The organism is Pseudomonas sp. RT4P38 (assembly GCF_054897765.1).
This window is the reverse complement of sequence record NZ_CM142703.1, coordinates 6,082,998-6,106,936: the sequence shown is the minus strand read 5'-3', so window position 1 is coordinate 6,106,936 and position 23,939 is coordinate 6,082,998. Positions and strand designations below refer to the sequence as shown.

Below are 23,939 nucleotides of genomic sequence, written 5' to 3'. Positions count from 1 at the left end.
GTGATCCTTCACAGGCACGGACTATGCGGCAGGTTGCAGGCCAAGCATAGCCAGTTGCTGGGTGCTGCCCTTGTGCTGAATCAGACGCGGGTCGTCCAGCGGGAAGCTGCGTCCCAGTTCGGTTTCGAGAATAGTCTGCAACTTGTGGTTATCGACCTTGCCGTCGGAGCCGATGGCTTCCTTGAGTTTTTCCGGGGCCACTTGGGTGGTCTTGCCGGGCTCGAAGTAAATCGCGCCAGTGGCGAAGTCCACGGCAAACGCGATCAGGCCGGGAATGATGTAGAACAGAAGGCCCACGGCATCGAGCGCGGCGATGGCCGGGTCGATCTTGCCGTCTATCTGACCACGACGGTCAGGGTAGAAAATCGATCCGCAAGCGGTCACCTGGGTCAGCAACGTCGCGATCAATACACCGCCAATCAAGCGAAAGGGAACACGCATATGAAATCTCCTGGGTAATTTCAAAACGAAAGGACGCCTGTATGAATTAGGACCGTCATTAACGCCGAGCAGTTCGCCGTTATACTCGCGCCTCTGTTTGGGAGCCAGCATGATTTCTTTGCCGATTGATGAAGTTTTACCCGCCCTGCGTGAAGCCTTGGCTACACGCCACGAAGCCGTGTACATATCGCGCGGATGTTAGAGGTCTGTAACACGATTATTGCACAGTAACATTGCTCCTGTTACTGTGCGGAAATTGTGTTATCGGACGCCGAAGTGAAAACCAGCAGGCAAGAAATCCAAGATTACTTCGAATCGATTTTTGGGATTAAGCCCGAGATCAGGCGCTGGGTGAAGACTAAAGGTTTGCCCTTTTACCTCTTGGACGAATACGCCTTCGACGTCGTGACGCTCTTTGATCGCCAATGCCTCGTACTGCTTGCTCACGAACCCTTCGAAAACGCCGCGAAGGTCCGTAAACACATCGACGTTCTGAAAAAAATGCTGGATCAGCCGATCCTCTATGCAACCGGCGCACTCAAATCATACGAGCGCAAACGCCTCATCGAGTCCGGGGTTCAGTTTGTTGTGCCTGGCAATCAACTCTTCGCCCCACAGCTTGGAATGGATCTGCGTGAGTTTTATCGCAGCAGGCAAGCCGATAAAGAAGCCATGAGCCCAGCAAGCCAGGCATTGCTGATCGCAGCCATCATCCGGGGATGGGATGAGGATTATATCTTTCGAGGTGCAGACCTGGTTGATGGAGACCAGTACTCCAAAATGACGACGTCCAGGGCGATAAAAGAATTTCAGTCGTTCGGACTAATAGAGCCAGCCTCTAATGAAAAGTCACCTCGCTGGCACTTTGTCGCAGTGCCTAAAACCATCTGGGAAAAAGCCCTGCCGGTGATGCAGAACCCGGTGAAGCGTGTGGTTTATTCTGATTGGCACCCTCAGCTACAGCGAGCTGCTGGTCTGTCGGCGCTCAGTAAAGTTTCCATGCTTGGGGAGCCGTCGATACCCGTTATCGCGTTCACCAAAGAAGGGTGGGACGCGGAGGTCAAACGCTCGGGCCGCACAGAAGTCGGCCAATTCAATGACCCGGTCTTTGAAGTCGAAATCTGGAGTTACTCTCCTGATCACATTATTGGCAAAACCTGTGTTCCAGTGTCGAGAGAAAGTGTGGACCCCCTGTCTCTCTATCTCAGCTTAAGAGACGACGTTGACGACAGAGTCCAGATTAGCCTTGATGAAATGATGGAGAAGATCGAATGGTAAAAGGATTGGATACCTTTCGCGGAGCCTTTGCCGGCCATGCGGATCGATATGTGCTGATCGGCGGCGTTGCAGCCAGCCTGACCCTTGAAGAAGCAGGCATCGAATTCCGGGCGACCCGTGATCTGGATATCGTTCTCATCATCGAAGCGTTGGATGACGTGTTCGGTGCCGAATTCTGGGAGTTCGTAAGGCGTGGAGGTTACACGGAACGTCAGGCACTTGATGGGCCGACAAGGCGCTACAGATTCGGCAATCCCACCGATGACAGCTACCCCGTACTTTTGGAATTATTCTCAAGGGCACCTGAAGGCTTATCACTGCCAGAAGGTGCTCATCTGACACCTGTGCCTGTAGACGGAGAAATCTCCGATCTGTCTGCAATTCTGCTCGACGAGGCTTACTACGCGTTCATCGTAACGGGTCGCAACGACACTGAGGATCTTTCCTATATTGGTGTAGACCGACTGATCCCGCTTAAAGCACAGGCTTGGACTAACCTCAGCCGCCTGGAGTGTGAAGAACCGAACGCTGGCCGCAAGAGCAGTAAACACCTGAAGGACATTGTTGTTCTGTCTCGCCTTCTTTCAGTTGATCCCGAATTTGATCTGCCCGAAAGCATCGCACAGGATCTGCGGCAATTTCTGGACGTCATGCCCGCGCTGGAAGTCGACATGAAAGCCACCGGGTTGCGTGGAGTTACTATGGCTGAAGTGGCGGGGCGCATACGGACTGCATTCAAAATCTAGTTTCTGAACACCTGGCTGCATTGGGCCGGGTGCTTCGCCGTTATACTTCCCGGCTTGTCTGGGAGCCAGCATGATTTCTTTGCCGATTGATGAAGTTTTACCCGCCCTGCGTGAAGCCTTGGCTACGCGCCACGAAGCCGTGCTCGAAGCACCGCCCGGCGCCGGTAAAACCACCCGCGTGCCGTTGGCCTTGCTCAACGAGCCTTGGTTGGCCGGGCAGACCATTCTGATGCTCGAACCGCGCCGGCTGGCGGCGCGGGCGGCGGCGGAGCGCTTGGCCAGTGAACTGGGCGAGAAGGTCGGTGAAACCGTCGGTTATCGTATTCGTCTCGACAGCAAAGTCGGCCCCAAAACCCGGATCGAAGTGGTCACCGAAGGCATCCTCACCCGGCGTTTGCAGGACGACCCGGCGCTCGAAGGCGTTGGCCTGCTGATCTTCGATGAGTTCCATGAGCGCAGCCTCGACGCCGACCTGGCGTTGGCCTTGAGCCTGAATGGCCGCGAGCTGTTTCGTGATGATCAAGCGCTGAAAATCCTGTTGATGTCGGCAACCCTTGAAGGCGAACGACTGGCCGGGTTGCTGGACGACGCGCCGATCTTGCGCAGCGAAGGTCGCATGTATCCGGTGGCGATGCGCTGGGGCCGACCGTTCCAGCCCGGTGAATTCATCGAGCCACGTCTGGTACAGACCATCCTTGAAGCCTTGAATGATGAAACCGGCAGCGTGCTGGTGTTCCTGCCGGGGCAGGCGGAAATCCGTCGGGTGCATCAGCAACTCGCCGATGCGCTGGGCGCGAGCACACCGGTTTTGCTCTGCCCGTTGCACGGTGAACTGGACTTGGCGGCGCAACGCGCGGCGATCGATCCGGCACCGGCAGGCTTTCGCAAAGTGGTGCTGGCGACCAACATCGCCGAGACCAGCCTGACCATCGACGGCGTGCGCGTGGTGATCGATGCCGGGTTGGCGCGAGTGCCGCGGTTCGATCCCGGTAGCGGCATGACCCGCCTCGATACCCAACGTATTTCTCGCGCCAGCGCCACTCAGCGTGCGGGTCGGGCAGGGCGCTTGGAACCGGGCGTGTGTTATCGGTTGTGGTCGCAGGATCAGCACGAACAATTGGCGGCCTACGCCAGCGCGGAAATCCTTTCGGCGGACCTCGCCGGCCTGGCGTTGCAACTCGGTCGCTGGGGCGTTACGCCGGGGCAGTTGGTTTGGCTCGACGTACCGCCCGCGGCGGCTTATGCGCAGGCTCAAGATCTGCTGGAGCGCTTGGGTGCATTGGACGGTGAAGCATTGACCCGGCACGGTCAGGCCATGGCCGAACTGCCGGCTCATCCGCGCATCGCGCATTTGTTGTTGCGCGGTCAGGCACTCGGCTTGGCAGACATGGCGTGCGATGTTGCGGCCTTGCTCGGTGAGCGGGATATTTTGCGTGGTGCCGGCGCGGATCTGCACAGCCGATTGGTGTTGTTGTCCGGCGAAGAGCGGGCCGCACGCGGCGCTCAGGGTGGCGTGCAAAGGGCGCGGCAATTGGCTCGGCAGTACCGCGGTTACCTGCGGGGTAAAGCATCGGAGCCGGTCAGCGATCCGGATCATCCGCGTTGGCTCGGTGCGTTGTTGGCACTGGCCTATCCGGATCGGGTTGCCCAACAGCGAAGGGCCGGTGGTGCGGAATATCGCTTGGCCAACGGTCGTGCAGCGCTGTTTGCCGAAGCCGACAGTTTGATGAAGCAACCCTGGCTGGTGATCGCCGACCTCGGCAGTCGTCAGGGCCAGCGTGAAGAACGAATTTATCTGGCCGCGGATTTCGATCCGGCGCTGTTCGATTCGGTGCTGGCCGAACAGGTGCGCTGCGTCGATCAACTGGATTGGGACGAGCGTGAAGGCGTGTTGCGGGCCGAGCGTCAGCGCAAGGTTGGTGAATTGATCCTCAGCCGCGAACCCCTGACCGGCCTCGATGAAACGGCCCGCAGTCAGGCGCTGGTCAATTTGGTGCGCCGCAAAGGTCTGGAGCTGTTGCCGTGGACGCCAGAACTGCGTCAATGGCAGGCGCGGGTGGCGTTGTTGCGGCAGCTGGATCTCGGCAGCAAGGAGCTGAGTGAATGGCCGGATGTCAGCGATGCTGCATTGCTCAAAAGCCTCGAACAGTGGCTGATGCCGTACCTGGGCAAAGTTTCGCGGCTCAGTCACTTCGCCAATCTGGACCTGTCGAGCATTGTTCATAACCTGTTGCCATGGCCGCTGCCGCAACGGCTCGATGAGCTGGCGCCGCATCATTTGAGCGTGCCGTCGGGTTCGTCGATTCGTCTGGATTACAGCGAGCAGCCGCCGATTCTGGCGGTGCGGTTGCAGGAGCTGTTCGGCCTGGCCGAAACCCCGCGAATTGCCGGTGGCCGGCAGGTGGTCAAACTGCATTTGCTGTCCCCGGCGCGACGGCCGGTGCAGGTGACTCAGGACCTGGCGAACTTCTGGCGCAGCACGTATGCCGAGGTGAAGAAGGATTTGAAGGGTCGGTATCCGAAGCACTACTGGCCGGATGATCCGTTGGTGGCTGAAGCAACGGCGCGAATCAAGCCCCGTAAATAATCGCTAAGGCCTGGCCCCGGCCTTGGCGGTGAGTTGCTCCCGACAATAATCAGCAAACAACTGCGCCGGTTTGGTCAGTTGCCCGCGCTTGAGCCACGCCGCCACCAGCCCTGAGCCGGTGACGTCTTCGACGATGTCCACGCACACCACTTTCTGGCCGTCATAGGTGCATTCCGAATGCGGCCGGGTGACCAGGATCGAGAAACCGAACCCTTGCCCGACCATCCCCCGCACCATCTCGATCGACGGTGAGCTGAAGGCAATGTTCGGCGTCAGCCCCAACTCTTCGAACAAACTGACGAAGTAGGTCCGGCTCGGTTGCACGTCCAACAGAATCATCGGCTCCAGGCACAGATCGCGCAGCGACACCTGCTTGAGTTGGGCAAAGCGATGATCCGCCGGCAGCAACGCATAAGGCCGTTGCGCCGGCATCAGCGGTTCGGTCTGGATGGTGGCGTCGAGGTCGTGTTCATACAGGATCGCCAGGTCGAAGGTGCCCGACGTCAGGCCTTGCACCAGCTCTTGCTGCTCGCCGTCGCGGATGCGGATTTTCACTCCCGGATACAGCGCCGAGAATCCGGCAATCAACTGCGGCAGGTACAGCGGCGCGACCGTTTCGAAGCAACCGATATCGATTTGCCCGGCCACCACGTCGTTGTCGGCGAGGGCGTTCTGTTCGAACTCCTTGGCCATGCGCAGCAGATCCTGGGCCTTGCGATAAAAGCGCGCGCCGCTCGGGGTCAAGGACACGCCCTGGGCATGATGACGGATCAGCAGTTGCACGCCGAAGCTGTCCTCCAGGCCTTTGATCGCCGTGGAGATCGCCGGCTGGGCGATGTACAGCTTGCGCGAAGCCTCGGCGACACTGCCGCAATCAACGGTGGTGATGAAGTACTTCAATTGACGCAGGTTGTAGGCAGCCACGGCAAACCTCGGGGTGGATGGACTCGACATCCAGGCAATTTTTGCGCCGACTGCATCCGTTCTGACGACGGTGTTGTTATGCCTGAACAATAACCACATACCGCGCCACCGGGGAGATTGGCTGCCCAGTTTTTTCATGGTCTGCGAAGATATTTTTACTATTTTTCCTGGACACGGGCCTGGGCCACCATCCAGACACAAGAAAAGTCCATGGAGCATCTGAACGTGTTCGAGCTTGCATATTGGCAAAGTAAAGCCGCCGCGCTGCGGTTACCCGACCAGGCCGTCATCGACGGCAAACCCCGCTCGGCGCAGTCGGGCCAGACTTTCGCCGCGATCAACCCGGCCACCGGCCAGTGCCTGGCGAATGTGACTGCGTGCGGCGATGAAGAGGTAAACGCCGCGGTCAGCAATGCGCGGCAAGTGTTCGAGGCCGGGACCTGGTCGGCGCGATCGCCGGGCGAGCGCAAGCAAGTGCTGCTGCGCCTCGCCGACCTGATCATGGTCCATCGCGAAGAACTGGCGCTGCTCGACTCGCTGAACATGGGCAAACCGGTGATGGACGCCTACAACATCGACGTCCCGGGCGCCGCTGGGGTGTTTCGCTGGTACGCCGAAAGCCTCGACAAACTCTACGACCAGATCGCCCCCAGTGCGCAAAACGTGTTGGCCACCATCACCCGAGAGGCGCTGGGAGTGGTCGCTGCGGTGGTGCCGTGGAATTTCCCGTTGGACATGGCCGCCTGGAAACTCGCACCCGCGTTGGCGGTGGGCAATTCGGTGATCCTCAAACCCGCCGAGCAGTCACCGTTTTCCGCCCTGCGTTTGGCCGAGCTGGCGCTGGACGCCGGCCTGCCAGCCGGCGTGCTGAACGTGCTGCCGGGGCTCGGCGAGCAGACCGGCAAAGCCCTCGGTTTGCACCCGGACGTCGATTGCCTGGTGTTCACCGGCTCCACCGAAGTCGGCAAGTATTTCATGCAGTACTCCGCGCAATCGAACCTGAAACAGGTGTGGCTGGAGTGCGGCGGCAAGAGCGCCAATCTGGTGTTCGCCGATTGCCAGGACCTCGATCTGGCCGCGCAGAAAGCCGCGTTCGGGATCTTCTTCAATCAGGGTGAAGTGTGTTCGGCCAACTCGCGGTTGCTGGTGGAGCGTTCGATCCATGATGAGTTCGTCGAGCGCCTCAAGGCGCAGGCCGAATGCTGGCAGCCGGGTGATCCGCTGGACCCGTCGAGCCGCGCCGGGGCGATTGTCGACAGCCGTCAGACTGCACGCATCATGAAGTTCATCCAGCAGGCCGAAAGCCAAGGCGCGACGAAATTGTGCGGTGGTCTGCAGTCGATTTTCAACGGTTCCGACAACTTCATTCAGCCGACGATTTTCACCGGTGTGAGCCCGGACATGCCGCTGTTTCGCGATGAAGTGTTCGGCCCGGTGCTGGCGGTCACGGCGTTCGATGACGAGGCTCACGCCTTGCAGCTGGCCAACGACAGCGTCTACGGATTGGCGGCCTCGCTGTGGACCGATGATCTCAATCGCGCCCACCGCGTGGCGCGGCAATTGCGAGCGGGCACGGTGTCGGTCAACAGCGTCGATGCGCTGGACGTGACCGTCCCTTTCGGCGGCGGTAAACAATCCGGTTTCGGCCGCGACCTGTCGCTGCATTCATTCGATAAATACACCCAGTTGAAAACCACCTGGTTTCAGCTGCGCTCATAACAGCCGCTAATAACAAAACGGAGAACTGGCGATGACCACACCACGTGAAACCCGCGACTACCAGGCCGCCGACGCTGCGCACCACATCCACGCGTTCGTCGATCAAAAAGCGCTCAACGAGGAAGGACCCCGGGTGATGGTCCGTGGTGAGCGCCTGCACCTGTGGGACAACGATGGTCGGCGTTACCTCGACGGCATGTCCGGGCTGTGGTGCACCAACCTCGGTTACGGCCGCAAGGACCTGGCTGCCGCCGCGTCCCGGCAACTGGAACAGTTGCCGTACTACAACATGTTTTTCCACACCACTCACCCGCAGGTGATCGAGCTTTCGGAGTTGCTGTTCAGCCTTTTGCCGGGGCACTACAGCCACGCGATCTACACCAACTCCGGCTCCGAAGCCAACGAAGTGCTGATCCGTACCGTGCGCCGTTACTGGACGATCCTCGGCAAGCCCGAGAAGAAAATCATGATCGGTCGCTGGAACGGATACCACGGCTCGACCCTGGCGGCGACGGCGCTCGGCGGCATGAAGTTCATGCACGAAATGGGCGGCATGCTCCCCGATATCGAACACATCGATGAGCCGTACTTTTTCGCCCACGAGGGCAACCTGACCCCGGCTGAATTTGGCCTGCGCGCGGCGCAGCAACTGGAAGCGAAGATTCTCGAACTGGGTGCGGACAAGGTCGCCGGGTTTATCGCCGAACCGTTCCAGGGCGCTGGCGGGATGATCTTTCCGCCAGAGAGTTACTGGCCGGAGATTCAACGAATCTGCCGTCAGTACGACGTGCTGTTGTGCGCCGATGAAGTGATCGGTGGCTTTGGTCGCACCGGTGAATGGTTCGCCCACGAGCACTTCGGTTTCGAGCCGGACACCTTGTCCATAGCCAAGGGTTTGACCTCCGGTTACATCCCCATGGGCGGTCTGATTCTGTCGAAAAAAATGGCTCAGGTGCTGGTGGAGCAGGGCGGGGTGTTTGCCCACGGCTTGACCTATTCCGGGCACCCGGTGGCGGCGGCGGTGGCCATCGCCAACCTCAAGGCCTTGCGTGATGAAGGGGTGGTGACGCGGGTCAAGGATGACATCGGCCCGTACCTGCAACAGTGCTTGCGCGAGGTGTTCGGCAATCACCCGTTGGTGGGCGATATTCAGGGTGTCGGCATGGTTGCGGCGCTGCAGTTGGCGGAGGACAAAACCAGTCGCAAGCGCTTCGCCAATGAGAACGACATTGCCTGGCGTTGCCGCACGATCGGCTTCGAAGAAGGGGTGATTATTCGCTCGACGCTGGGGCGGATGATCATGGCGCCGGCGTTGATTGCCAGTCGCCAAGAGGTTGATGAGTTGGTTGGCAAAACCTTGAAAGCGGTTGATCGTACGGCGCAGGAATTCGGCCGACTTTAAGATTGCTGGAGGGGCCTTCGGCCCCTATCGCGAGCAAGCTCGCTCCCACAGGGGTTCTGTGTCGAACACAAATCCAATGTGGGAGCGAGCTTGCTCGCGATAGCTATTGCACATTCAACCCATTTCCCAATTCTTGCACCCACCCCGGGCATCCCCGCCCACGGCGCCCTTTCGCAGTGCGAGCTACCCAGTTTTTTCATCGCTCGCAGCGACATATTTCCTAATTTTCCTAATCCCTGCCTTGGGCCAACATCGACCTCGCCAGTCAGCCAAACGCTGACCACCGAAAGGTCCATCAGAGACCTCAGGTTGCTTCTGCTCCAAGGCCGCTGGCCGTACTGCCCATGACAAAACTAAATCAACAGCTTTGGGAGTGCTCCATGATCAAGTCCTTGCTTACCCGCTTCGCTCATCCACTGGCGGTCACCGCCATCGCCGCGACGGTCGCCACCAGCGCCCAGGCCGGCACCCTGTCCATCGGCCACACCACGTGGGTCGGATATGGCACGCTCTACCTGGCCCGGGATCTGGGCTACTTCAAGGAAAACGGTCTGACCGTCGAATTGCCCGTCGTCGAGGAGGCTTCGATGTACATGGCTGCGCAAGCCTCGGGAGAGTTATCGGGCTCGGCGTCGACCATCGACGAAGTGCTCAAGTACCGCCCGCAGTTCTGCTTCAAGGCGGTGGCCGCACTCGATGACAGCCACGGTGGCGACGGCGTGCTGGTGGGCAAGGAGGTCAAAAGCCTGCAAGAACTGAAGGGCAAAGCCGTGGCGGTGAACGAAGGTTCGACCTCGCAGTTCTGGCTGTCGTACTTGCTGAAAAAACACGGCATGAAAATGAGCGACATCACCGTGCAGAACATGACCGCCGACGATGCCGCCACCGCGTTCATCGCCGGTCGCGTGCCGGCCGCCGTGACCTGGGAACCGCATCTGTCGATGGTCCGCAACAAGCAACAAGGCAAGGTGCTGATCGACAGCAGCAGCACACCGGGAGTGATTGTCGACGTGGTTGCGCTCAACTGCACGGTCATCGAGAAGCAGCCGGAAGACGTCAAGGCGTTGGTGGCCGGTTTGTACAAGGCAGTCCAGTACACCAAGGATCATCCGGAAGAAGCCTACAAAATCATGGCCAAAGGCGTCGGCGGTTACCTGGCCGATCCGAAGGAACTGGCCGCTGCCGCGCAAGGCGTGCGCTTCTACGATCAGGCCATGAGCGAAAAACTCTTCGGCTCGCCAGGCAAGCCGGGCGACAGCGCACCGCTGATCAAACTGGCCAACGAAACCGCCAGTGAATTGCAGGGCAAACCGTACAACGTCAGCAATGACGACTTGATCGACAACCGCTTCGTCAGCCCGCTCTAGGAGGTTTGCATGTTCAAGCGCAATTCATGGCTGAGCCGCTGCATCACGCCCAAGACCGGCCTGCCGGTTTCGGTGATTTGGAGCGCGAGCGGTCTGGCCTGGGTGTTGTTGATCGGCCTGTGGGCCGGGTTGTCTTATGGCGGTGTGGTGCCGGGCATGTTCCTGCCGACACCGGGCGCGGTGGTCGATGCCGCCGTGCGCCTGAGCCGCGACGGCACCCTCGGCCTGCATGTATGGGCCAGCCTCGAAGTGGTGATGGTCGGTTTCATCGTCTCGTCGTTGGTGGCGGTGCCGCTGGGGTTGCTGATGGGCAGCTTTCGCATCGTCCAGGCGTTCCTTGAGCCGATGGTGAATTTCATCCGCTACCTGCCGGTAACTTCGTTTGTGCCGTTGTTCATTCTGTGGATCGGCATCGGTCTGGAGCAGCGGGTCTCGGTGATCATCTTCGGCGTGTTTTTCCAGCAACTGGTGATGATCGCGGACGTGTCCAAAGGTATCTCCAAGGACCTAATCAACGCGTCTTACACCTTGGGTTCGAACCGTCGCGATGCGGTGCTGCATGTGATCGCCCCGGCGTCGTTGCCGGGTGTGCTCGACACCTTGCGCGTGACCATGGGCTGGGCCTGGACTTACCTGGTGGTCGCCGAGCTGGTCGCGGCCTCCAGCGGTCTGGGTTACCTGAGCCTTAAAGCCATGCGCGGCTTTCAAGTGGATGTGATCTTTCTAGCCATCGCGATCATCGGCCTGTTGGGCCTGGTCACCGATCAACTGTTCCGTTTCCTACGTCTGAGGATCGCCGCATGGGCTCAGTAAGCGCCGTCAACCCTCGTTTCGTCACGCCACAGGCCGCCCCGGTGCACGCCGCGCCACGGCTGCAAGTGGACAAGGTCAGCCTTCGCTATCAAAAGCCCGATGGTGGAGTGTTCACCGCGTTGGATCAGGTGTCGTTCGAAGTGCCGGATCAGCAATTCGCCGTGCTGGTGGGGCCTTCGGGCTGCGGCAAGTCGAGTCTGCTGTACCTCACGGCGGGTTTGAATGAGCCCACGGAAGGCGAGATCTACGTCGGTGGCCAGCAAGTGCAGGGCCCGGGCGCGGATCGCGGCATGGTGTTCCAGAGCTATACGCTGTTCCCGTGGCTGACCGTGCGCCAGAACGTCGAGTTTGGCCTCAAGCGTCGCGGCATGGCGGCCGCCCAGCGCAAGGACATCGTCGACTACTACGTCAACGAAGTGGGTCTGACCGGGTTCGCCGATAACTACGCCAAGCAGCTTTCCGGCGGCATGATGCAGCGCGTCGCCATTGCTCGGGCGCTGGCCAACGACCCGCAGATCTTGCTGATGGATGAGCCCTTCGGTGCACTCGACAGCCAGACGCGCCTGCAAATGCAGCAGCTGTTGTTGCGGGTCTGGGGCAACAGCAAGAAGACGGTGTTGTTCGTGACCCACGATATCGACGAGGCGATTCTGCTGGGTGACCGGGTCTACGTGATGGGGGCCAGGCCTGGGCGGATCAAGCAGATTCTGGACGTACCGATCGAGCGCCCACGGACCCTAGACATGGTCATGGAGCGCTCGTTCATCGACATGAAGCGCAAGATCTTCGGGTTACTGCATGATGAGCTGGAGGAGGAACATTGATTCAGCCCTAGGGCGCCGCAGGCAAGAGGAACCTTGCGATCACTGGCAAGTGATCGGAAATGCGCAAGGTGTCGTCCTGCCTCACCGTCGCTTCGACCCGTTTGATCCGCGGACTGTAGAACAGGTAGTCGACCGTCCGGTCCGGGCCGTTCAAGCCCGGATCGTTCGGGTAATGGGTCAGCCACCGCGCCCGATCAATGCCGCTGGCTTCGTTGTTGGTCGGGATCATCGGGTATTTGTCCCACAGCACATGCAGCGCGCTGTCGGCGGAGTAGGGCGTGCGTTGCTCATTGGGCAGGCGTTGATATTGCCCCAGCGGCAAGAGGTTGAAGTCCCCGCCGATCAACCACGGCGTGCCGCGGCTTTCGAACTTGTCGAGGACTTTGGCCACGGCCGTCACCTGGGCTTGCAGCGTTTCGTCGGGCTGGGTAACGCGGTCCAGATGGGTGTTGAGCACCGCTACCTGACCGCCGTCGCTCAACGGCAGATACGTGACCAACAAGGCGTTTTTCGGTTTGAACTGGCGGGTGACGAAGTTGGCCGGCGCGACCGGTAATTGAAGGCGTTCGGCGTGCTCGATCTGATAGCGGCTGAGGGTGGTCAGTTGCCGACCGACGCTGCCAAAGATGTGCGGCTCAGGCACGAAGTCGGCTTTCCAGTCGAATGCGTGAGTGCTGCACGGATACAGGTCCGCGACCCGCTCCTGAAGCAGCTTGAACTGGTTTTGGTAAGCGCTGGCCTTGGCGCCGTCATCGAGCTCCTGCAACAGCACGACGTCCGGCTGTTCGTCGCGGATCACCCGCGCCACTTCATCGAGGCTGAAGGCCATGTCTTCGGACGTGGGTTTTTCGTCATTGCCGGCCGCCAGGTCATTCCAGAACACGTAGCGTTTTCCCGCCAGGTACTGGACGTTCCAGGTCATCACCTTCAGCGCCTGACCGGGCACCAGCGTCGGTGCGTGGGCGTTGCAACTGACCGGTAAGGCTTCCTTGGCTTCGGGGCGCCAGGTCAGGCTGTAGATCAGCAAGGCAATCAGGCCGGTCACGATCAACAGGCCCAGCAGGGTGTAGCGCAGTAGACGGGTCATGGCTCGGCTTATAGCGTTACAAAAGTTGAGCCCGAGCATAACTGACAGACGGGCTTAAGCCCACGGGTAGAGCGGTCAGAGCGGCCCGTCAATTTTCTCAGGCACATCGCTGATCAGCATGAACAAGCGGAACAGCACCACGCTGGTGAACAGTTGCAGAAAGCTGTGAGCACTGTCGATCAGCAGAGAAAACACCGGGTTCTGCGGCTCCGGGTAAACCGCGAGGGTCGCGCCCTTGAGCACCCACAACGGGGCCATCACGCACAAAATGCACACCAGAATGCGCAGGAAGTGGCCGCGAGTCAGGCGCAGGCTTTCCTTCATCGCCGCCAGCGGGGCCAGGCCACGCAGCACCAGCAGGTACTCACCGAACGCCAGGGTCACCATCAGCCAGATGCCCGGCAGGAAATACAGCGACAGGCCGATCAGGATCAGCAGGGTATTGAGGGCGGTGAGCAGGGCGAAGCGTGGCCACAGGGTCGCGGACATCGCCAGCAGGTCGCGATTGCGCGGCGATTCGCCACGGCTGCGGGCATCGAGAAACAGGATCAGCGCGCCGGTGTACAGCGGATAAACCAGCAAACCGACCATCACGCTGATACCAGGAAAACTGTCCGGCTTGGTGGAGTGGTCGACCACCAGTTGCAACAGCGCCTCGAAGATCACCAGCGGCAGGCACAGCCGAACGATCTGGCCCAGATTGCGTTTGAAGAAATACAGAGAGTCACGCAGTACATCGAACGAATTCATCAGTCGGTATCGCAGGTTGGAAGCAGTGGCACACTTTAACCGATGAAGCGCTTTGGGGCGCAAACGTAAACGTTCGGTAAAGACCATTGAAACATCCTGCATCAACCTCCATTAGAGGGGTGTCCCTTATCCACAGTGGATAGGGCAGATATTCCCGGCAATCTACGAGGTCGCCATGAACAGCGAAGAACAAACCCTGATCGATGGACTGTTTTCCCGGCTGCAACAGGCCGAAACGGACTCAGCCCCGCGCGACGCCCAGGCCGAGGCGCAGATCAAGGAACACCTGACTCGCCAGCCAGCGGCAGGCTATTTCATGACCCAGGCGATTCTGGTGCAAGAGGCTGCCCTCAAGAGCCTCGACGAACAGAACAAGCAGCTCGCCCAGCAAGTCCAGCAATTGCAGGCCGAACTGCAGAAGGCCAAAGCTCAACCGGCGGCTCCGGCAACCAGCGGCGGCTTTCTATCGAGCATATTCGGTGGCGGTTCCCGTGATTCGCAATCTGCGCCAACCCAAAGCCCACCCGCATCGAACGGTGGCGGCTGGCGTGAACCGGCGCGGCCGTCGTTCAATTCGCCGCCGCCACAACAGAACTTCGGCTCAGCGCCTCCTCAGCAGAATTACGCTGCGCAACAGCCTGCCGGCAGCGGTTTCCTCGGTGGTGCGCTGAAAACCGCAGCCGGTGTGGCCGGTGGCGTGATGCTGGCGCAAGGCATCAGCAGCCTGTTCCACCACAATCAGCAGCCGGAAGTGGCTGAAGTCATCAAGGAAGAACCGGCTCAGGTCAATGATCAGCGTGTGGCTGACAACTCCAGTGATCAGGGCGGCTTTACCGACGCCGACTATAGCGATGACAGCTCATCATTCTTCGGCGGCGACGACGATTCCTTCGTCTGATACGCCATTCGTCCGGAGCGCTCTGGCGCTTCGGACCGATTATTCGCGGAACAATCCTTCGGGCTGGCATACTGGACCACTTTTCGGGCCTGGTGCCTGATCTTGCCTGCCCGCCAAGAGAGGATGCACGGTGAAAAAAATCGCAGTGTTCGCCGATGTCCAGAACCTCTATTACACCGTGCGTCAGGCTTATGGTTGCCACTTCAACTATGCCGCCCTGTGGGCTGACATCAGCAAACAGGGGCAGATCGTCGAGGCCTATGCCTACGCGATCGATCGTGGCGACAGCAAACAGCAGCAATTCCAGCAGATCCTGCGCAACCTCGGTTTCACCGTGAAGCTCAAGCCCTACATCCAGCGCAGCGATGGCTCGGCCAAGGGCGACTGGGACGTGGGCATCACCCTCGATATCATGGACGCCGCCGATCATGTCGACGAAGTGGTGCTGGCCTCCGGTGACGGTGATTTCGACATGCTGCTGGAGCGCATCATCACTAAACACGGGGTGCAAGCAGTGGCCTACGGCGTGCCGGGCCTGACGGCCAACTCGCTGATCCGCGCCGCCAGCCGCTACGTGCCGATCGAAGGCGCGTTGCTGCTCAAGAATTGATTTTTACGGAGTTGAAACAGGTTTGGAACGCATAGCAGTCATCGACTTTGAAACCACCGGGATCTCCCCGAGCAGCAGCTGCCGGGCCACGGAAATTGCCGTGGTGATCCTTGAACAGGGGCGCATCGTCGAGCGTTACCAGAGCCTGATGAATGCCGGCGTGCGTGTGCCGGCCTTTATCGAACAACTCACCGGCATCAGCAACGCCATGCTGCGCACCGCGCCGTCGGCCGAGCAGGTGATGAACGAAGTCAACGAGTTCGTCGGCATCACACCGCTGCTGGCGCACAACGCCGCGTTCGACCAGAAGTTCTGGGACTTTGAACTCGGTCGCATCAAACGCACGCGCTTGCAGAACTTTGCCTGCTCGCTGCTGCTCGCCCGCCGGTTGATGCCCGCCGCGCCGAACCACAAACTCGGTACCCTCACCACGTTTGCCTGCCTGCCCAACACCGGCAAGGCTCACCGGGCCATGGCCGATGCCGAGATGGCGGCCAACCTGACGGCGCACCTGGCCCAGGAACTGCGGCAGAAGCACGGGTTGCGCGAGTTGTCGCATGATCTGCTCGTCAGCTTGCAGAAAGTGCCGGCGGCGAAGATCAATGAGCATCTCAAGCGCCATCGCGGGTTCTAAAAACACCGCAAATCCCCTGTGGGAGCAAGCTCGCTCCCACAGGGGTATCTGTCGACGTTATATCGGTTTTCCTTCCAACTGCCCCAGCGGCACGCGCTTCTCTATCGCGCTCGACAACACAATCGACGTCTTGCTGAACCCGAACTTGGCAATCTGGTTGATCAACTCTTCCAGCTCCGGCATCGAACCCACCGCCGCTTGCATGATCACGCACGGATCACCCGTCACCCGGTGGCATTCGGTCAGTTGTGGGATTTTGACCAGATCATCGTAGGCCTTCTGGTTGCCGTGCTGGTTCAGCCGCAGTTCGATCACGCACTGGATCGGCAATCCAAGCTTGGCCATGTCGACTTTCGCCTGGTACCCGGTGATCACCCCGCAGGCTTCGAGTTTGGCCACGCGCTCGGCCACGGCCGGGGCGGACAGGTTCACTTTGCGCGCCAGGTCGGCGTAGGACGCACGACCGTTTTCCAACAGGGCGCTGAGGAGCATGCGGTCGTATTTATCCATCGTCGGACTCCTGAAAAATGACTGACTTTCGAAAACACGGTTTATAGCGGTGATCTCCGTGTTTTAAAAAGTGTACCGGCGCTATAAACAGGTTTTGTAACTTATTTTACGCCGCTGGCCTTTCTAGAATAGCTGTTCACTTGTCTTGCCTCCGAGCTGCCCCATGCCTGGCCTACGCCGTTTTCCCTTACCGTTGATCGCTGCCTTTTTCGCGTTGTACGTGATTTGGGGCTCGACCTACCTGGTGATTCGCATCGGCGTTGAGTACTGGCCGCCGTTGCTGCTCGCCGGTATTCGTTTCGTGATCGCCGGGACGTTGATGTACGCGTTCCTGCGTTGGCGCGGGGCGCCGGCACCGACCTGGGCGCAGTGGAAGGCCGCCGGGTTCATCGGGATCTTGCTGCTGACGTGCGGCAACGGTGCGGTCAGTGTCGCCGAACACACGGGTGTCGCTTCCGGCGTTGCCGCGCTGGCGGTGGCGACAGTGCCGCTGTTTACCTTGCTCTGCGGATATTTCTGGGGTGCGCGTAATACCCGTCTCGAATGGGCCGGGATTATGCTCGGGCTGATCGGCATTGCCATGCTCAACCTCGGCTCCAACTTGCAATCGAGCCCGCTGGGCGCCGCATTGCTGATATTCGCGGCAGCTTCCTGGGCCTTCGGTTCGGTGTGGAGCAAACATTTGCCGTTGCCCCAGGGCGCGATGGCCAGTGCCGTGGAAATGCTGGTGGGCGGCGTGGCGTTGTTGATCGGCAGCGTCGTGAGTGGCGAGCATCTGGAAAGTCTGCCGCCAATTGAAGGCTGGGCAGCCTTGGCCTACCTGACGGTCTTCGGTTCGATCATCGCTTTCAACGCCTACATGTACCTGTTGAAAAACGTGCGTCCGGCGGCGGCCACCAGTTATGCCTATGTCAACCCGGCGGTGGCGGTGTTGCTGGGGATCGTGTTTGTCGGTGAGACCATTGGTATTGAAGAAGGGCTGGCGATGCTGGTGATCATCAGTGCCGTGGTGTTGATCGGGTTGCCACAGTGGCGTCGAACTCCCGTTCGACCTGCCGTAGCGGTGCCGACAGAATCCCGTGTGAATTAGGGTAAACTGCGCGCCATTGCATCTCGTTTTGCACACTTGTTTTGAAAAACCCGCGCTGAATTTTCCTACGGTAATCCCATGACTTTCGCCTCCCTTGGCCTGATCGAACCCTTGCTGCGCTCTCTCGAGACGCTCGGCTACCAGACCCCGACGCCGGTTCAGGCGCAAGCCATTCCGGCGGTGCTGGCCGGTCGCGACCTGATGGCTGCGGCCCAGACCGGCACCGGCAAGACCGCCGGTTTCGCGCTGCCGTTGCTGCAGTTGCTGGCCATGGAAGGGCCGAAAGTTGCCTCCAATTCGGTGCGCGCGCTGATCCTGGTGCCGACCCGCGAACTGGCAGAACAGGTTCACGAAGCCGTGCGTCAGTATGCCGAGAACCTGCCGTTGAGCACTTACGCGGTGTACGGCGGCGTCAGCATCAACCCGCAAATGATGAAGCTGCGCAAAGGTGTCGACGTGCTGGTGGCGACCCCGGGTCGCTTGCTCGACCTGTATCGCCAGAAGGCCCTCAAGTTCAATCAGCTGCAAACCCTGATTCTTGACGAAGCCGACCGCATGCTCGATCTGGGTTTTTCCGAGGAGCTGGGGAATATTTACCGCGTGCTGCCGAAGCAACGTCAGACGTTGTTGTTTTCCGCGACCTTCTCCGACGCGATCCGTTTGCTGGCTGGACAAATGCTCAACGATCCGTTGAGCATCGAAGTCAGCCCGCGCAACGTCGCTGCCAACACCGTCAAGCAATGGGTTGTGGTGGTGGACAAGAAGCGCAAGCCGGAGCTGTTCATCCATTTGCTGCGCAAGGGCAAGTGGAAGCAGGTGCTGGTGTTCGCCAAGACTCGCAATGGCGTGGACGCGCTGGTGGAAAAACTCCAGGGCCTGGGCATCAACGCCGACGGCATCCACGGCGACAAACCGCAGGCGACTCGTCAGCGTGCGCTGGATCGGTTCAAGGCCAGTGAAGTGCAGATTCTTGTGGCCACCGACGTCGCGGCCCGTGGTCTGGATATCGAAGATTTGCCATTGGTGGTCAACTTCGACCTGCCGATCGTGGCTGAGGACTACATCCACCGGATCGGTCGTACCGGTCGCGCGGGTGCAACCGGGCAGGCTATATCGCTGGTCTGCGCCGATGAAGTGAATCTGCTGTCGGCCATCGAGACGTTGACCCGTCAGACATTGCCTCGCCAGATGGAGCATGACTTCGAGCCTGAGCACCGGGTGCCGGATACCGATGCCAGCGGTCAGGTGGTCAAGAAGCCGAAAAAACCGAAGAAGCCGAAGACTTCCGGTGGTGGTAAACGCAATCTGGGTAAATGGGTTGAGAGTGGGGATGCTTCGGCGCCGGAGTCTTCGATCAAGCCTGTGCGGAAGGTGCCGGTGTTTAATACTGGGCCGCGTAAGAAGAAGCCTTGATTGTTGGATCGGCTTGAGAACCTTCCCCTCACCCTAACCCTCTCCCCAGGGGGCGAGGGACTGACCGAGTTGTTCTTAGAGCTACATCGACCTGAGAAATCGAGTCGAACTCAGGATTTGAAAGACTTGGAGATCTGCTCCCTTTTCCCTCTCCCCTCTGGGGAGAGGGCTGGGGTGAGGGGTGGGTCTTGAAGGCTGTAGAAGTACGTGTGGCCAACGAATCACGCCCCCCGTTTCAACCACTCCACCATCCCCAACCCCGCCGCTCGCCCACTGGCGAAACACGCGGTCAGCAGATAGCCGCCCGTCGGCGCTTCCCAATCGAGCATTTCACCCGCGCAGAACACGCCAGGCAGTTGCTTGAGCATCAATCGTTCATCCATCGATTCGAACATCACGCCACCGGCGCTGCTGATGGCTTCATCCAGCGGACGGGTTTTCACCAACGTCAGTGGCAACGCCTTGATCGCTTTGGCCAGCAGCGCCGGATCAGCGAAGCATTCGGCCGGAGTGAGTTCGCGCAGCAACGCCGCTTTCACACCATCGATCCCCAGCTGGCTGTGCAGATGTTTTGACATTGAACGAGACCCGTGCGGTTTGCTCAGCGCAGCCTGCACTTTATCCGCAGGCCTGCCCGGCAACAGGTCGAGATGAAGGGTCGCCGAGCCGTGCTGATTGATGGCTTCGCGGATCGGCGCCGACAAGGCGTAGATCAAACTGCCTTCAATCCCGGTCGCCGTGATCACACATTCGCCGAGCCGTGGGACGTCGTCATTGAGGCCAATGGCGATGTTTTTCAGCGGTGCGCCGGCGAATTTGCTGACCATCAACTCGCTCCAGGCCTGCACCTCGAAGCCGCAATTACTCGGTTGCAGCGGCGCAAGTCCTACGCCGCGTTGTTCCAGTGGCAGCATCCAGGCGCCGTCCGAACCGAGGCGCGACCAGCTGCCGCCGCCGAGGGCCAGCAAGGTTGCGTCGGGTCGAACGGTTTTTTCGCCGTCGGGGCTATCAATGCGCAAACCACCGCTGTCATCCCAACCAAGCCAGCGGTGGCGGGTGTGGATAACTACGCCAGCGTCTCGCAGTCGTTTGAGCCAGGCGCGTAACAGCGGGGCGGCTTTCATGTCTGTGGGAAAAACCCGGCCGGAACTGCCGACAAAGGTTTCAATGCCCAGGTCATGAATCCATTGGCACAGCGCATCGACCCCGAAACCTCGCAACAGTGGCGCAATCTGCGGCGCGCGTTCGGCGTAGCGCGAGAGAAACGCCGGGTAGGCTTCGGAATGGGTGATGTTCATGCCGCCGACACCGGCCAACAGGAATTTTCGCCCCACCGAAGGCATGCCGTCGTACAGATCAACCTTGATCCCGGCCAGGCTCAGCACTTCAGCCGCCATCAAACCGGCGGGGCCGCCACCGATGATGGCAACGTGAGAAGAGGAGGAGGGCGAGGGCTGGGTCATGGCGAGAGCTGCGGCGTGGCGGAATAAGCCGCGCATTCTACCAGCACGAATCAATGTGGGAGCGAGCAAGCTCGCTCCCACATTGGAACTGTGTCGTTTCAAATGGCTGGTTAAAAAACAACCACCACTTTGCAGGCTATATGCAGCATGGCCTGTAGGAGCTTTCACTCAGGTTATCCACAGGCAGTTCCACAGGCATTGTGGGTAAAGACCCACACCTCAATGACAACCTGATGACTGCCAGACCCGTTGCGCACTGTGATGGAGGATTCCATGACGGCGCGCCAACGCCTTGCGGTCCTTGCTGTAGCCGCCGCCGATCACGCCGACCACCGGAATATCGCGGCCCAGGCAATGACGCATCACACTTTCATCGCGAGCGGCGACACCTTCGTCGGTCAGTTTCAGGTAGCCGAGTGCGTCATCTTTATGCACATCGACGCCGGCGTCGTACAGCACGAGGTCAGGTTGGTAGAGCGGCAGCAAATAGCTGAGCGCATCGTCCACCACCTTCAGGTAATCGGCATCGCCCATTCCCATGGGCAGTGGAATGTCCCAGTCACTTTCGGCCTTGCGTGCAGGAAAATTCTTTTCGCAGTGTAGGGAAACCGTCACCGCGTCCGGGGTGTTGTGCAGAATCCGTGCAGTCCCGTCGCCCTGATGCACATCGCAGTCGAAGATCAACACCCGATTCACACGGCCGCTTTCCAGCAAGAAATGGCTGATCACTGCCAGGTCATTGAAGATGCAAAACCCGGCAGGATGGTCGTAGTGAGCGTGATGGGTGCCGCCCGCCAAGTGACAGGCCAAGCCATGTTCCAGCGCCTGCTCGGCGGCCAGAAGCGAGCCGCCAACTGCCCGCACCGTGCGCCGGGCCAGGGCTTCGCTCCACGGCAGGCCGAGGCGCCGCTGGTCTTCGCGGGACAACTCGCCACTCATGTAGCGTTCGATATACGCAGAGTCATGAGCGAGGGCGAGAATCTCTGGCGGGCAGAGGTCGGGGCGCAGCAGGTCGGCGTCCCGGGTCAGGCCACTGTCCACCAGGTGATCGCGCAGCAGGCGAAACTTTTCCATGGGGAAGCGGTGATCCGCCGGGAACTCGGGACTGTAGTCTTCGTGGTAGATCAGGGGCAGCGGCATGACGAATTCAGTTCGGAATGAAGGAAGGATCCTACCAGCGATGTAGACTTGCGGCATGGAAACGGGGGGCACGATGGAGCCGATACTGGAACTCGAGAGCGCGCGACTGCTGTTACGGCAGTGGCGCGATGAGGATTTGCCGGAGTTTGCGGCGATGTGCGCCGATCCACAGGTGATGCGATATTTTCCGGCGCCTTTGAGTCGACTGGAAAGTGCTTCGCTGATCGGACGGGTTCGTGGCCATTTTGCCGAGCATGGCTTCGGACTCTGGGCGCTGGAGCGCAAGGATACCGGGGCATTTATCGGGTTTACCGGGCTTGGAGTGGTCGGTTTCGACGCGCCTTTCACCCCGGCCACCGAAATTGGCTGGCGTCTGGCCCGCGAGCACTGGGGCCTTGGCTACGCCAGTGAAGCGGCGTGGACCGCTCTGCGCTGCGGGTTTGACCGGTTGGCGCTGAAAGAAGTGGTGTCCTTCACCACCGAAACCAACACGCCGTCGCAGAAAGTCATGCAGGCAATCGGCATGCACCATGATTCAGCCGATGATTTCGACCACCCGATGCTCGCGGCCGATCATCCCCTGCGTCACCATGCGCTGTACCGCATCACCCGTGAACAATGGCTGCAAACCTTGCATGGATAAGCCGGCACGGACGTTTACAATGGCTCCCATGGGCCCTGGCCAGAAATTGAATCGACCGTCGCAGCCAAGACTGCGCGGCATGCGTTGTGTGAGGAGAGTCTGAATGAGCCAAGTGTTGGATGATCTGGTTGACCTGCTGACCCTGGAACCGATTGAAGAAAACCTGTTCCGTGGCCGCAGCCAGGACCTGGGTTTTCGTCAGCTGTTCGGCGGTCAGGTGATCGGTCAGTCCCTGTCGGCGGCCAGTCAGACGGTCGAAGAAGCGCGTCATGTGCATTCGATGCACGGCTATTTCCTGCGTCCCGGCGATTCCGCGTTGCCCGTGGTTTATCAGGTCGATCGGGTACGCGACGGCGGCAGCTTCAGTACGCGTCGGGTGACCGCGATTCAGAAAGGCAACCCAATCTTCACCTGCAGCGCCTCCTTCCAGTACGACGAAGAAGGCTTCCAGCACCAAGCCGAGATGCCGATTGTGGTCGGCCCGGAAAACCTGCCGTCGGAACTGGAACTCACCCAGCAGCGTGCGCACCTGATTCCCGAGCACATGCGCGAAAAATTTCTGTGCCCCAAACCGATCGAGTTTCGACCGATCACCGAGAAAGATCCTTACAACCCGCAACCGTCCGATCCGATCAAGTACGTTTGGTTTCGCGCCGACGGCGCCTTGGCCGATTCCCCAGCGTTGCATAAATACCTGCTGGCCTACGCCTCGGATTTCGGTCTGCTGACCACGTCAATGCAGCCTCACGGCAAGTCGGTCTGGCAGAAAGACATGCAGGTCGCCAGCCTCGATCATTCGCTGTGGTTTCACGCCGATCTGCGCGCCGATGACTGGCTGCTGTATGCGATGGACAGCCCGTGGGCCGGCAATTCCCGTGGCTTCTCCCGCGGCAGCGTGTTCAACCGCGCCGGGCAACTGGTGGCCTCGGTCACGCAGGAAGGCCTGATTCGCCACCGCAAGGATTGGGCATGAGCCTGGCCGAGGTGCGGCACTGGGTGTTCGACATGGACGGCACCCTGACGGTGGCTGTGCATGATTTCGCGGCAATTCGCGTGGCGCTGGCGATCCCGGCCGAAGACGACATCCTGACCCACCTCGCCGCGCTGCCGGCCGATGAAGCCGCGGCCAAACATGCGTGGTTGCTGGAACACGAACGAGACCTGGCGTTGGGTTCGACAGCGGCACCGGGCGCGGTGGAACTGGTGCGTGAGTTGGCCGGACGCGGTTATCGCCTGGGCATTCTCACCCGCAATGCTCGCGAACTGGCGCATGTGACGCTGGAGGCAATCGGTCTGGCCGACTGCTTCGCGGTGGAAGATGTGCTGGGTCGTGATGAAGCGCCGCCGAAACCGCACCCGGGTGGTTTGTTGAAGTTGGCACAGGCCTGGGATGTACCGGCCAGTGAAATGGTGATGGTCGGTGATTACCGCTTTGATCTGGATTGCGGTCGGGCGGCAGGGGCGCGGACGGTGTTGGTGAACCTGCCGGATAATCCCTGGCCGGAGTTGACTGATTGGCATGCCGCCGATTGCGTGGCGTTGCGGGAAATGTTGTCGGCTTGAGGGCCCCATCGCGAGCAAGCTCGCTCCCACAGGGGAT

23 protein-coding genes and 1 pseudogene are annotated in these 23,939 nt (G+C 60.1%); 17 read left to right on the top strand and 7 right to left on the bottom strand.

Going from position 1 to position 23,939, the window contains the following annotated elements:
* Positions 1-21: 21 nt before the first annotated feature.
* Complete coding sequence (locus ACYZT7_RS28410) at positions 22-441, bottom strand: polyribonucleotide nucleotidyltransferase (protein ID WP_462039092.1); 420 nt, start codon at positions 439-441, stop codon at positions 22-24.
* A gap of 109 nt (positions 442-550) precedes the next feature.
* On the opposite strand from ACYZT7_RS28410, the pseudogene ACYZT7_RS28405 reads away from it, so the two are divergent.
* From ACYZT7_RS28405 to hrpB, 4 genes and pseudogenes are all read left to right on the top strand, one after another.
* Positions 551-622, top strand: a pseudogene (locus ACYZT7_RS28405) (DEAD/DEAH box helicase); the annotation flags it as partial.
* Positions 623-717: 95 nt separating this feature from the next.
* Positions 718-1,719 (top strand): hypothetical protein, encoded by a 1,002-nt coding sequence (locus tag ACYZT7_RS28400; protein ID WP_462039091.1) that lies wholly within the window; start codon positions 718-720, stop codon positions 1,717-1,719.
* Complete coding sequence (locus ACYZT7_RS28395) at positions 1,713-2,465, top strand: hypothetical protein (protein ID WP_462039090.1); 753 nt, start codon at positions 1,713-1,715, stop codon at positions 2,463-2,465. Before ACYZT7_RS28400 ends, ACYZT7_RS28395 begins: the two co-directional genes overlap by 7 nt.
* 70 nt (positions 2,466-2,535) lie before the next feature.
* Positions 2,536-5,052, top strand: coding sequence for an ATP-dependent helicase HrpB (gene hrpB, locus ACYZT7_RS28390; RefSeq protein WP_462039089.1), 2,517 nt, complete (start codon positions 2,536-2,538; stop codon positions 5,050-5,052).
* A gap of 3 nt (positions 5,053-5,055) precedes the next feature.
* Here hrpB and ACYZT7_RS28385 read toward each other — a convergent pair whose 3' ends face one another.
* Positions 5,056-5,976 (bottom strand): LysR substrate-binding domain-containing protein, encoded by a 921-nt coding sequence (locus tag ACYZT7_RS28385; protein ID WP_282381354.1) that lies wholly within the window; start codon positions 5,974-5,976, stop codon positions 5,056-5,058.
* 225 nt (positions 5,977-6,201) lie between these two features.
* On the opposite strand from ACYZT7_RS28385, the gene ACYZT7_RS28380 reads away from it, so the two are divergent.
* The 5 genes from ACYZT7_RS28380 (at position 6,202) to ACYZT7_RS28360 (ending at position 12,101) form a co-directional block, all read left to right on the top strand.
* Positions 6,202-7,695, top strand: coding sequence for an aldehyde dehydrogenase (locus ACYZT7_RS28380; protein WP_462041876.1), 1,494 nt, complete (start codon positions 6,202-6,204; stop codon positions 7,693-7,695).
* Positions 7,696-7,726: 31 nt separating this feature from the next.
* A complete protein-coding gene (locus ACYZT7_RS28375; protein ID WP_462039088.1) occupies positions 7,727-9,097 on the top strand; it encodes an aspartate aminotransferase family protein in 1,371 nt (456 codons plus the stop codon).
* A gap of 380 nt (positions 9,098-9,477) precedes the next feature.
* Positions 9,478-10,464: an ABC transporter substrate-binding protein gene (locus ACYZT7_RS28370; RefSeq protein ID WP_462039087.1), complete on the top strand. Its 987-nt coding sequence runs from the start codon at positions 9,478-9,480 to the stop codon at positions 10,462-10,464.
* Positions 10,465-10,473: 9 nt separating this feature from the next.
* Positions 10,474-11,277 (top strand): ABC transporter permease, encoded by an 804-nt coding sequence (locus ACYZT7_RS28365; RefSeq protein WP_462039086.1) that lies wholly within the window; start codon positions 10,474-10,476, stop codon positions 11,275-11,277.
* Complete coding sequence (locus tag ACYZT7_RS28360) at positions 11,265-12,101, top strand: ABC transporter ATP-binding protein (protein ID WP_462039085.1); 837 nt, start codon at positions 11,265-11,267, stop codon at positions 12,099-12,101. Before ACYZT7_RS28365 ends, ACYZT7_RS28360 begins: the two co-directional genes overlap by 13 nt.
* Before the next feature lie 7 nt (positions 12,102-12,108).
* On the opposite strand, the gene ACYZT7_RS28355 is transcribed toward ACYZT7_RS28360, so the two are convergent.
* On the bottom strand, positions 12,109-13,188 hold the full coding sequence (locus tag ACYZT7_RS28355; protein ID WP_462039084.1) for an endonuclease/exonuclease/phosphatase family protein: 1,080 nt from the start codon (positions 13,186-13,188) through the stop codon (positions 12,109-12,111).
* 75 nt (positions 13,189-13,263) lie between these two features.
* On the bottom strand, positions 13,264-13,938 hold the full coding sequence (locus ACYZT7_RS28350; protein WP_462039083.1) for a YciC family protein: 675 nt from the start codon (positions 13,936-13,938) through the stop codon (positions 13,264-13,266).
* Positions 13,939-14,113: 175 nt separating this feature from the next.
* Between ACYZT7_RS28350 and ACYZT7_RS28345 the strand changes: the two genes are divergently transcribed.
* From ACYZT7_RS28345 to ACYZT7_RS28335, 3 genes are all read left to right on the top strand, one after another.
* Entirely contained in the window at positions 14,114-14,836 is a 723-nt protein-coding gene (locus ACYZT7_RS28345) for a DUF2076 domain-containing protein (protein ID WP_462039082.1), read from the top strand.
* 130 nt (positions 14,837-14,966) lie between these two features.
* Positions 14,967-15,446 (top strand): LabA-like NYN domain-containing protein, encoded by a 480-nt coding sequence (locus ACYZT7_RS28340; protein WP_236483033.1) that lies wholly within the window; start codon positions 14,967-14,969, stop codon positions 15,444-15,446.
* Between the two features lie 22 nt (positions 15,447-15,468).
* Complete coding sequence (locus ACYZT7_RS28335; RefSeq protein ID WP_449645752.1) at positions 15,469-16,080, top strand: 3'-5' exonuclease; 612 nt, start codon at positions 15,469-15,471, stop codon at positions 16,078-16,080.
* 57 nt (positions 16,081-16,137) lie between these two features.
* Here ACYZT7_RS28335 and ACYZT7_RS28330 read toward each other — a convergent pair whose 3' ends face one another.
* Entirely contained in the window at positions 16,138-16,590 is a 453-nt protein-coding gene (locus tag ACYZT7_RS28330; RefSeq protein ID WP_462039081.1) for an Lrp/AsnC family transcriptional regulator, read from the bottom strand.
* 163 nt (positions 16,591-16,753) lie between these two features.
* Between ACYZT7_RS28330 and yedA the strand changes: the two genes are divergently transcribed.
* Both yedA and ACYZT7_RS28320 read left to right on the top strand, forming a co-directional pair.
* On the top strand, positions 16,754-17,680 hold the full coding sequence (gene yedA, locus ACYZT7_RS28325; protein WP_462039080.1) for a drug/metabolite exporter YedA: 927 nt from the start codon (positions 16,754-16,756) through the stop codon (positions 17,678-17,680).
* A gap of 78 nt (positions 17,681-17,758) precedes the next feature.
* Positions 17,759-19,093 (top strand): DEAD/DEAH box helicase, encoded by a 1,335-nt coding sequence (locus ACYZT7_RS28320; protein ID WP_462039079.1) that lies wholly within the window; start codon positions 17,759-17,761, stop codon positions 19,091-19,093.
* Positions 19,094-19,314: 221 nt separating this feature from the next.
* Here the strand turns inward: ACYZT7_RS28320 and ACYZT7_RS28315 are convergent, their stop codons facing one another.
* Positions 19,315-20,556, bottom strand: a complete 1,242-nt coding sequence (locus tag ACYZT7_RS28315) for a TIGR03862 family flavoprotein (RefSeq protein WP_462039078.1) — start codon at positions 20,554-20,556, stop codon at positions 19,315-19,317.
* A 219-nt stretch (positions 20,557-20,775) separates the two neighbouring features.
* The gene (locus tag ACYZT7_RS28310; protein ID WP_462039077.1) at positions 20,776-21,696 is read right to left on the bottom strand and encodes a histone deacetylase family protein; all 921 of its coding nucleotides are present in this window, start codon (positions 21,694-21,696) and stop codon (positions 20,776-20,778) included.
* Between the two features lie 73 nt (positions 21,697-21,769).
* Between ACYZT7_RS28310 and ACYZT7_RS28305 the strand changes: the two genes are divergently transcribed.
* From ACYZT7_RS28305 to ACYZT7_RS28295, 3 genes are all read left to right on the top strand, one after another.
* On the top strand, positions 21,770-22,339 hold the full coding sequence (locus tag ACYZT7_RS28305) for a GNAT family N-acetyltransferase (protein WP_462039076.1): 570 nt from the start codon (positions 21,770-21,772) through the stop codon (positions 22,337-22,339).
* Between the two features lie 103 nt (positions 22,340-22,442).
* The gene (tesB, locus tag ACYZT7_RS28300; protein ID WP_462031017.1) at positions 22,443-23,312 is read left to right on the top strand and encodes an acyl-CoA thioesterase II; all 870 of its coding nucleotides are present in this window, start codon (positions 22,443-22,445) and stop codon (positions 23,310-23,312) included.
* Positions 23,309-23,902, top strand: a complete 594-nt coding sequence (locus ACYZT7_RS28295) for an HAD family hydrolase (RefSeq protein WP_462039075.1) — start codon at positions 23,309-23,311, stop codon at positions 23,900-23,902. Before tesB ends, ACYZT7_RS28295 begins: the two co-directional genes overlap by 4 nt.
* Positions 23,903-23,939 lie beyond the last annotated feature (37 nt).

Excerpts from the sequence above, each read along its gene's own strand:
- ACYZT7_RS28355 (WP_462039084.1), bottom strand. The coding sequence starts at position 13,188 with ATGACCCGTCTACTGCGCTACACCCTGCTGGGCCTGTTGATCGTGACC.
- ACYZT7_RS28315 (WP_462039078.1), bottom strand. The coding sequence starts at position 20,556 with ATGACCCAGCCCTCGCCCTCCTCCTCTTCTCACGTTGCCATCATCGGT.
- ACYZT7_RS28310 (WP_462039077.1), bottom strand. The coding sequence starts at position 21,696 with ATGCCGCTGCCCCTGATCTACCACGAAGACTACAGTCCCGAGTTCCCG.
- ACYZT7_RS28365 (WP_462039086.1), top strand. The coding sequence starts at position 10,474 with ATGTTCAAGCGCAATTCATGGCTGAGCCGCTGCATCACGCCCAAGACC.
- tesB (WP_462031017.1), top strand. The coding sequence starts at position 22,443 with ATGAGCCAAGTGTTGGATGATCTGGTTGACCTGCTGACCCTGGAACCG.
- ACYZT7_RS28375 (WP_462039088.1), top strand. The coding sequence starts at position 7,727 with ATGACCACACCACGTGAAACCCGCGACTACCAGGCCGCCGACGCTGCG.
- ACYZT7_RS28350 (WP_462039083.1), bottom strand. The coding sequence starts at position 13,938 with ATGAATTCGTTCGATGTACTGCGTGACTCTCTGTATTTCTTCAAACGC.
- ACYZT7_RS28305 (WP_462039076.1), top strand. The coding sequence starts at position 21,770 with ATGGAGCCGATACTGGAACTCGAGAGCGCGCGACTGCTGTTACGGCAG.
- ACYZT7_RS28360 (WP_462039085.1), top strand. The coding sequence starts at position 11,265 with ATGGGCTCAGTAAGCGCCGTCAACCCTCGTTTCGTCACGCCACAGGCC.
- ACYZT7_RS28410 (WP_462039092.1), bottom strand. The coding sequence starts at position 441 with ATGCGTGTTCCCTTTCGCTTGATTGGCGGTGTATTGATCGCGACGTTG.
- ACYZT7_RS28345 (WP_462039082.1), top strand. The coding sequence starts at position 14,114 with ATGAACAGCGAAGAACAAACCCTGATCGATGGACTGTTTTCCCGGCTG.
- hrpB (WP_462039089.1), top strand. The coding sequence starts at position 2,536 with ATGATTTCTTTGCCGATTGATGAAGTTTTACCCGCCCTGCGTGAAGCC.
- ACYZT7_RS28395 (WP_462039090.1), top strand. The coding sequence starts at position 1,713 with ATGGTAAAAGGATTGGATACCTTTCGCGGAGCCTTTGCCGGCCATGCG.
- ACYZT7_RS28370 (WP_462039087.1), top strand. The coding sequence starts at position 9,478 with ATGATCAAGTCCTTGCTTACCCGCTTCGCTCATCCACTGGCGGTCACC.
- ACYZT7_RS28320 (WP_462039079.1), top strand. The coding sequence starts at position 17,759 with ATGACTTTCGCCTCCCTTGGCCTGATCGAACCCTTGCTGCGCTCTCTC.
- ACYZT7_RS28330 (WP_462039081.1), bottom strand. The coding sequence starts at position 16,590 with ATGGATAAATACGACCGCATGCTCCTCAGCGCCCTGTTGGAAAACGGT.
- ACYZT7_RS28295 (WP_462039075.1), top strand. The coding sequence starts at position 23,309 with ATGAGCCTGGCCGAGGTGCGGCACTGGGTGTTCGACATGGACGGCACC.
- yedA (WP_462039080.1), top strand. The coding sequence starts at position 16,754 with ATGCCTGGCCTACGCCGTTTTCCCTTACCGTTGATCGCTGCCTTTTTC.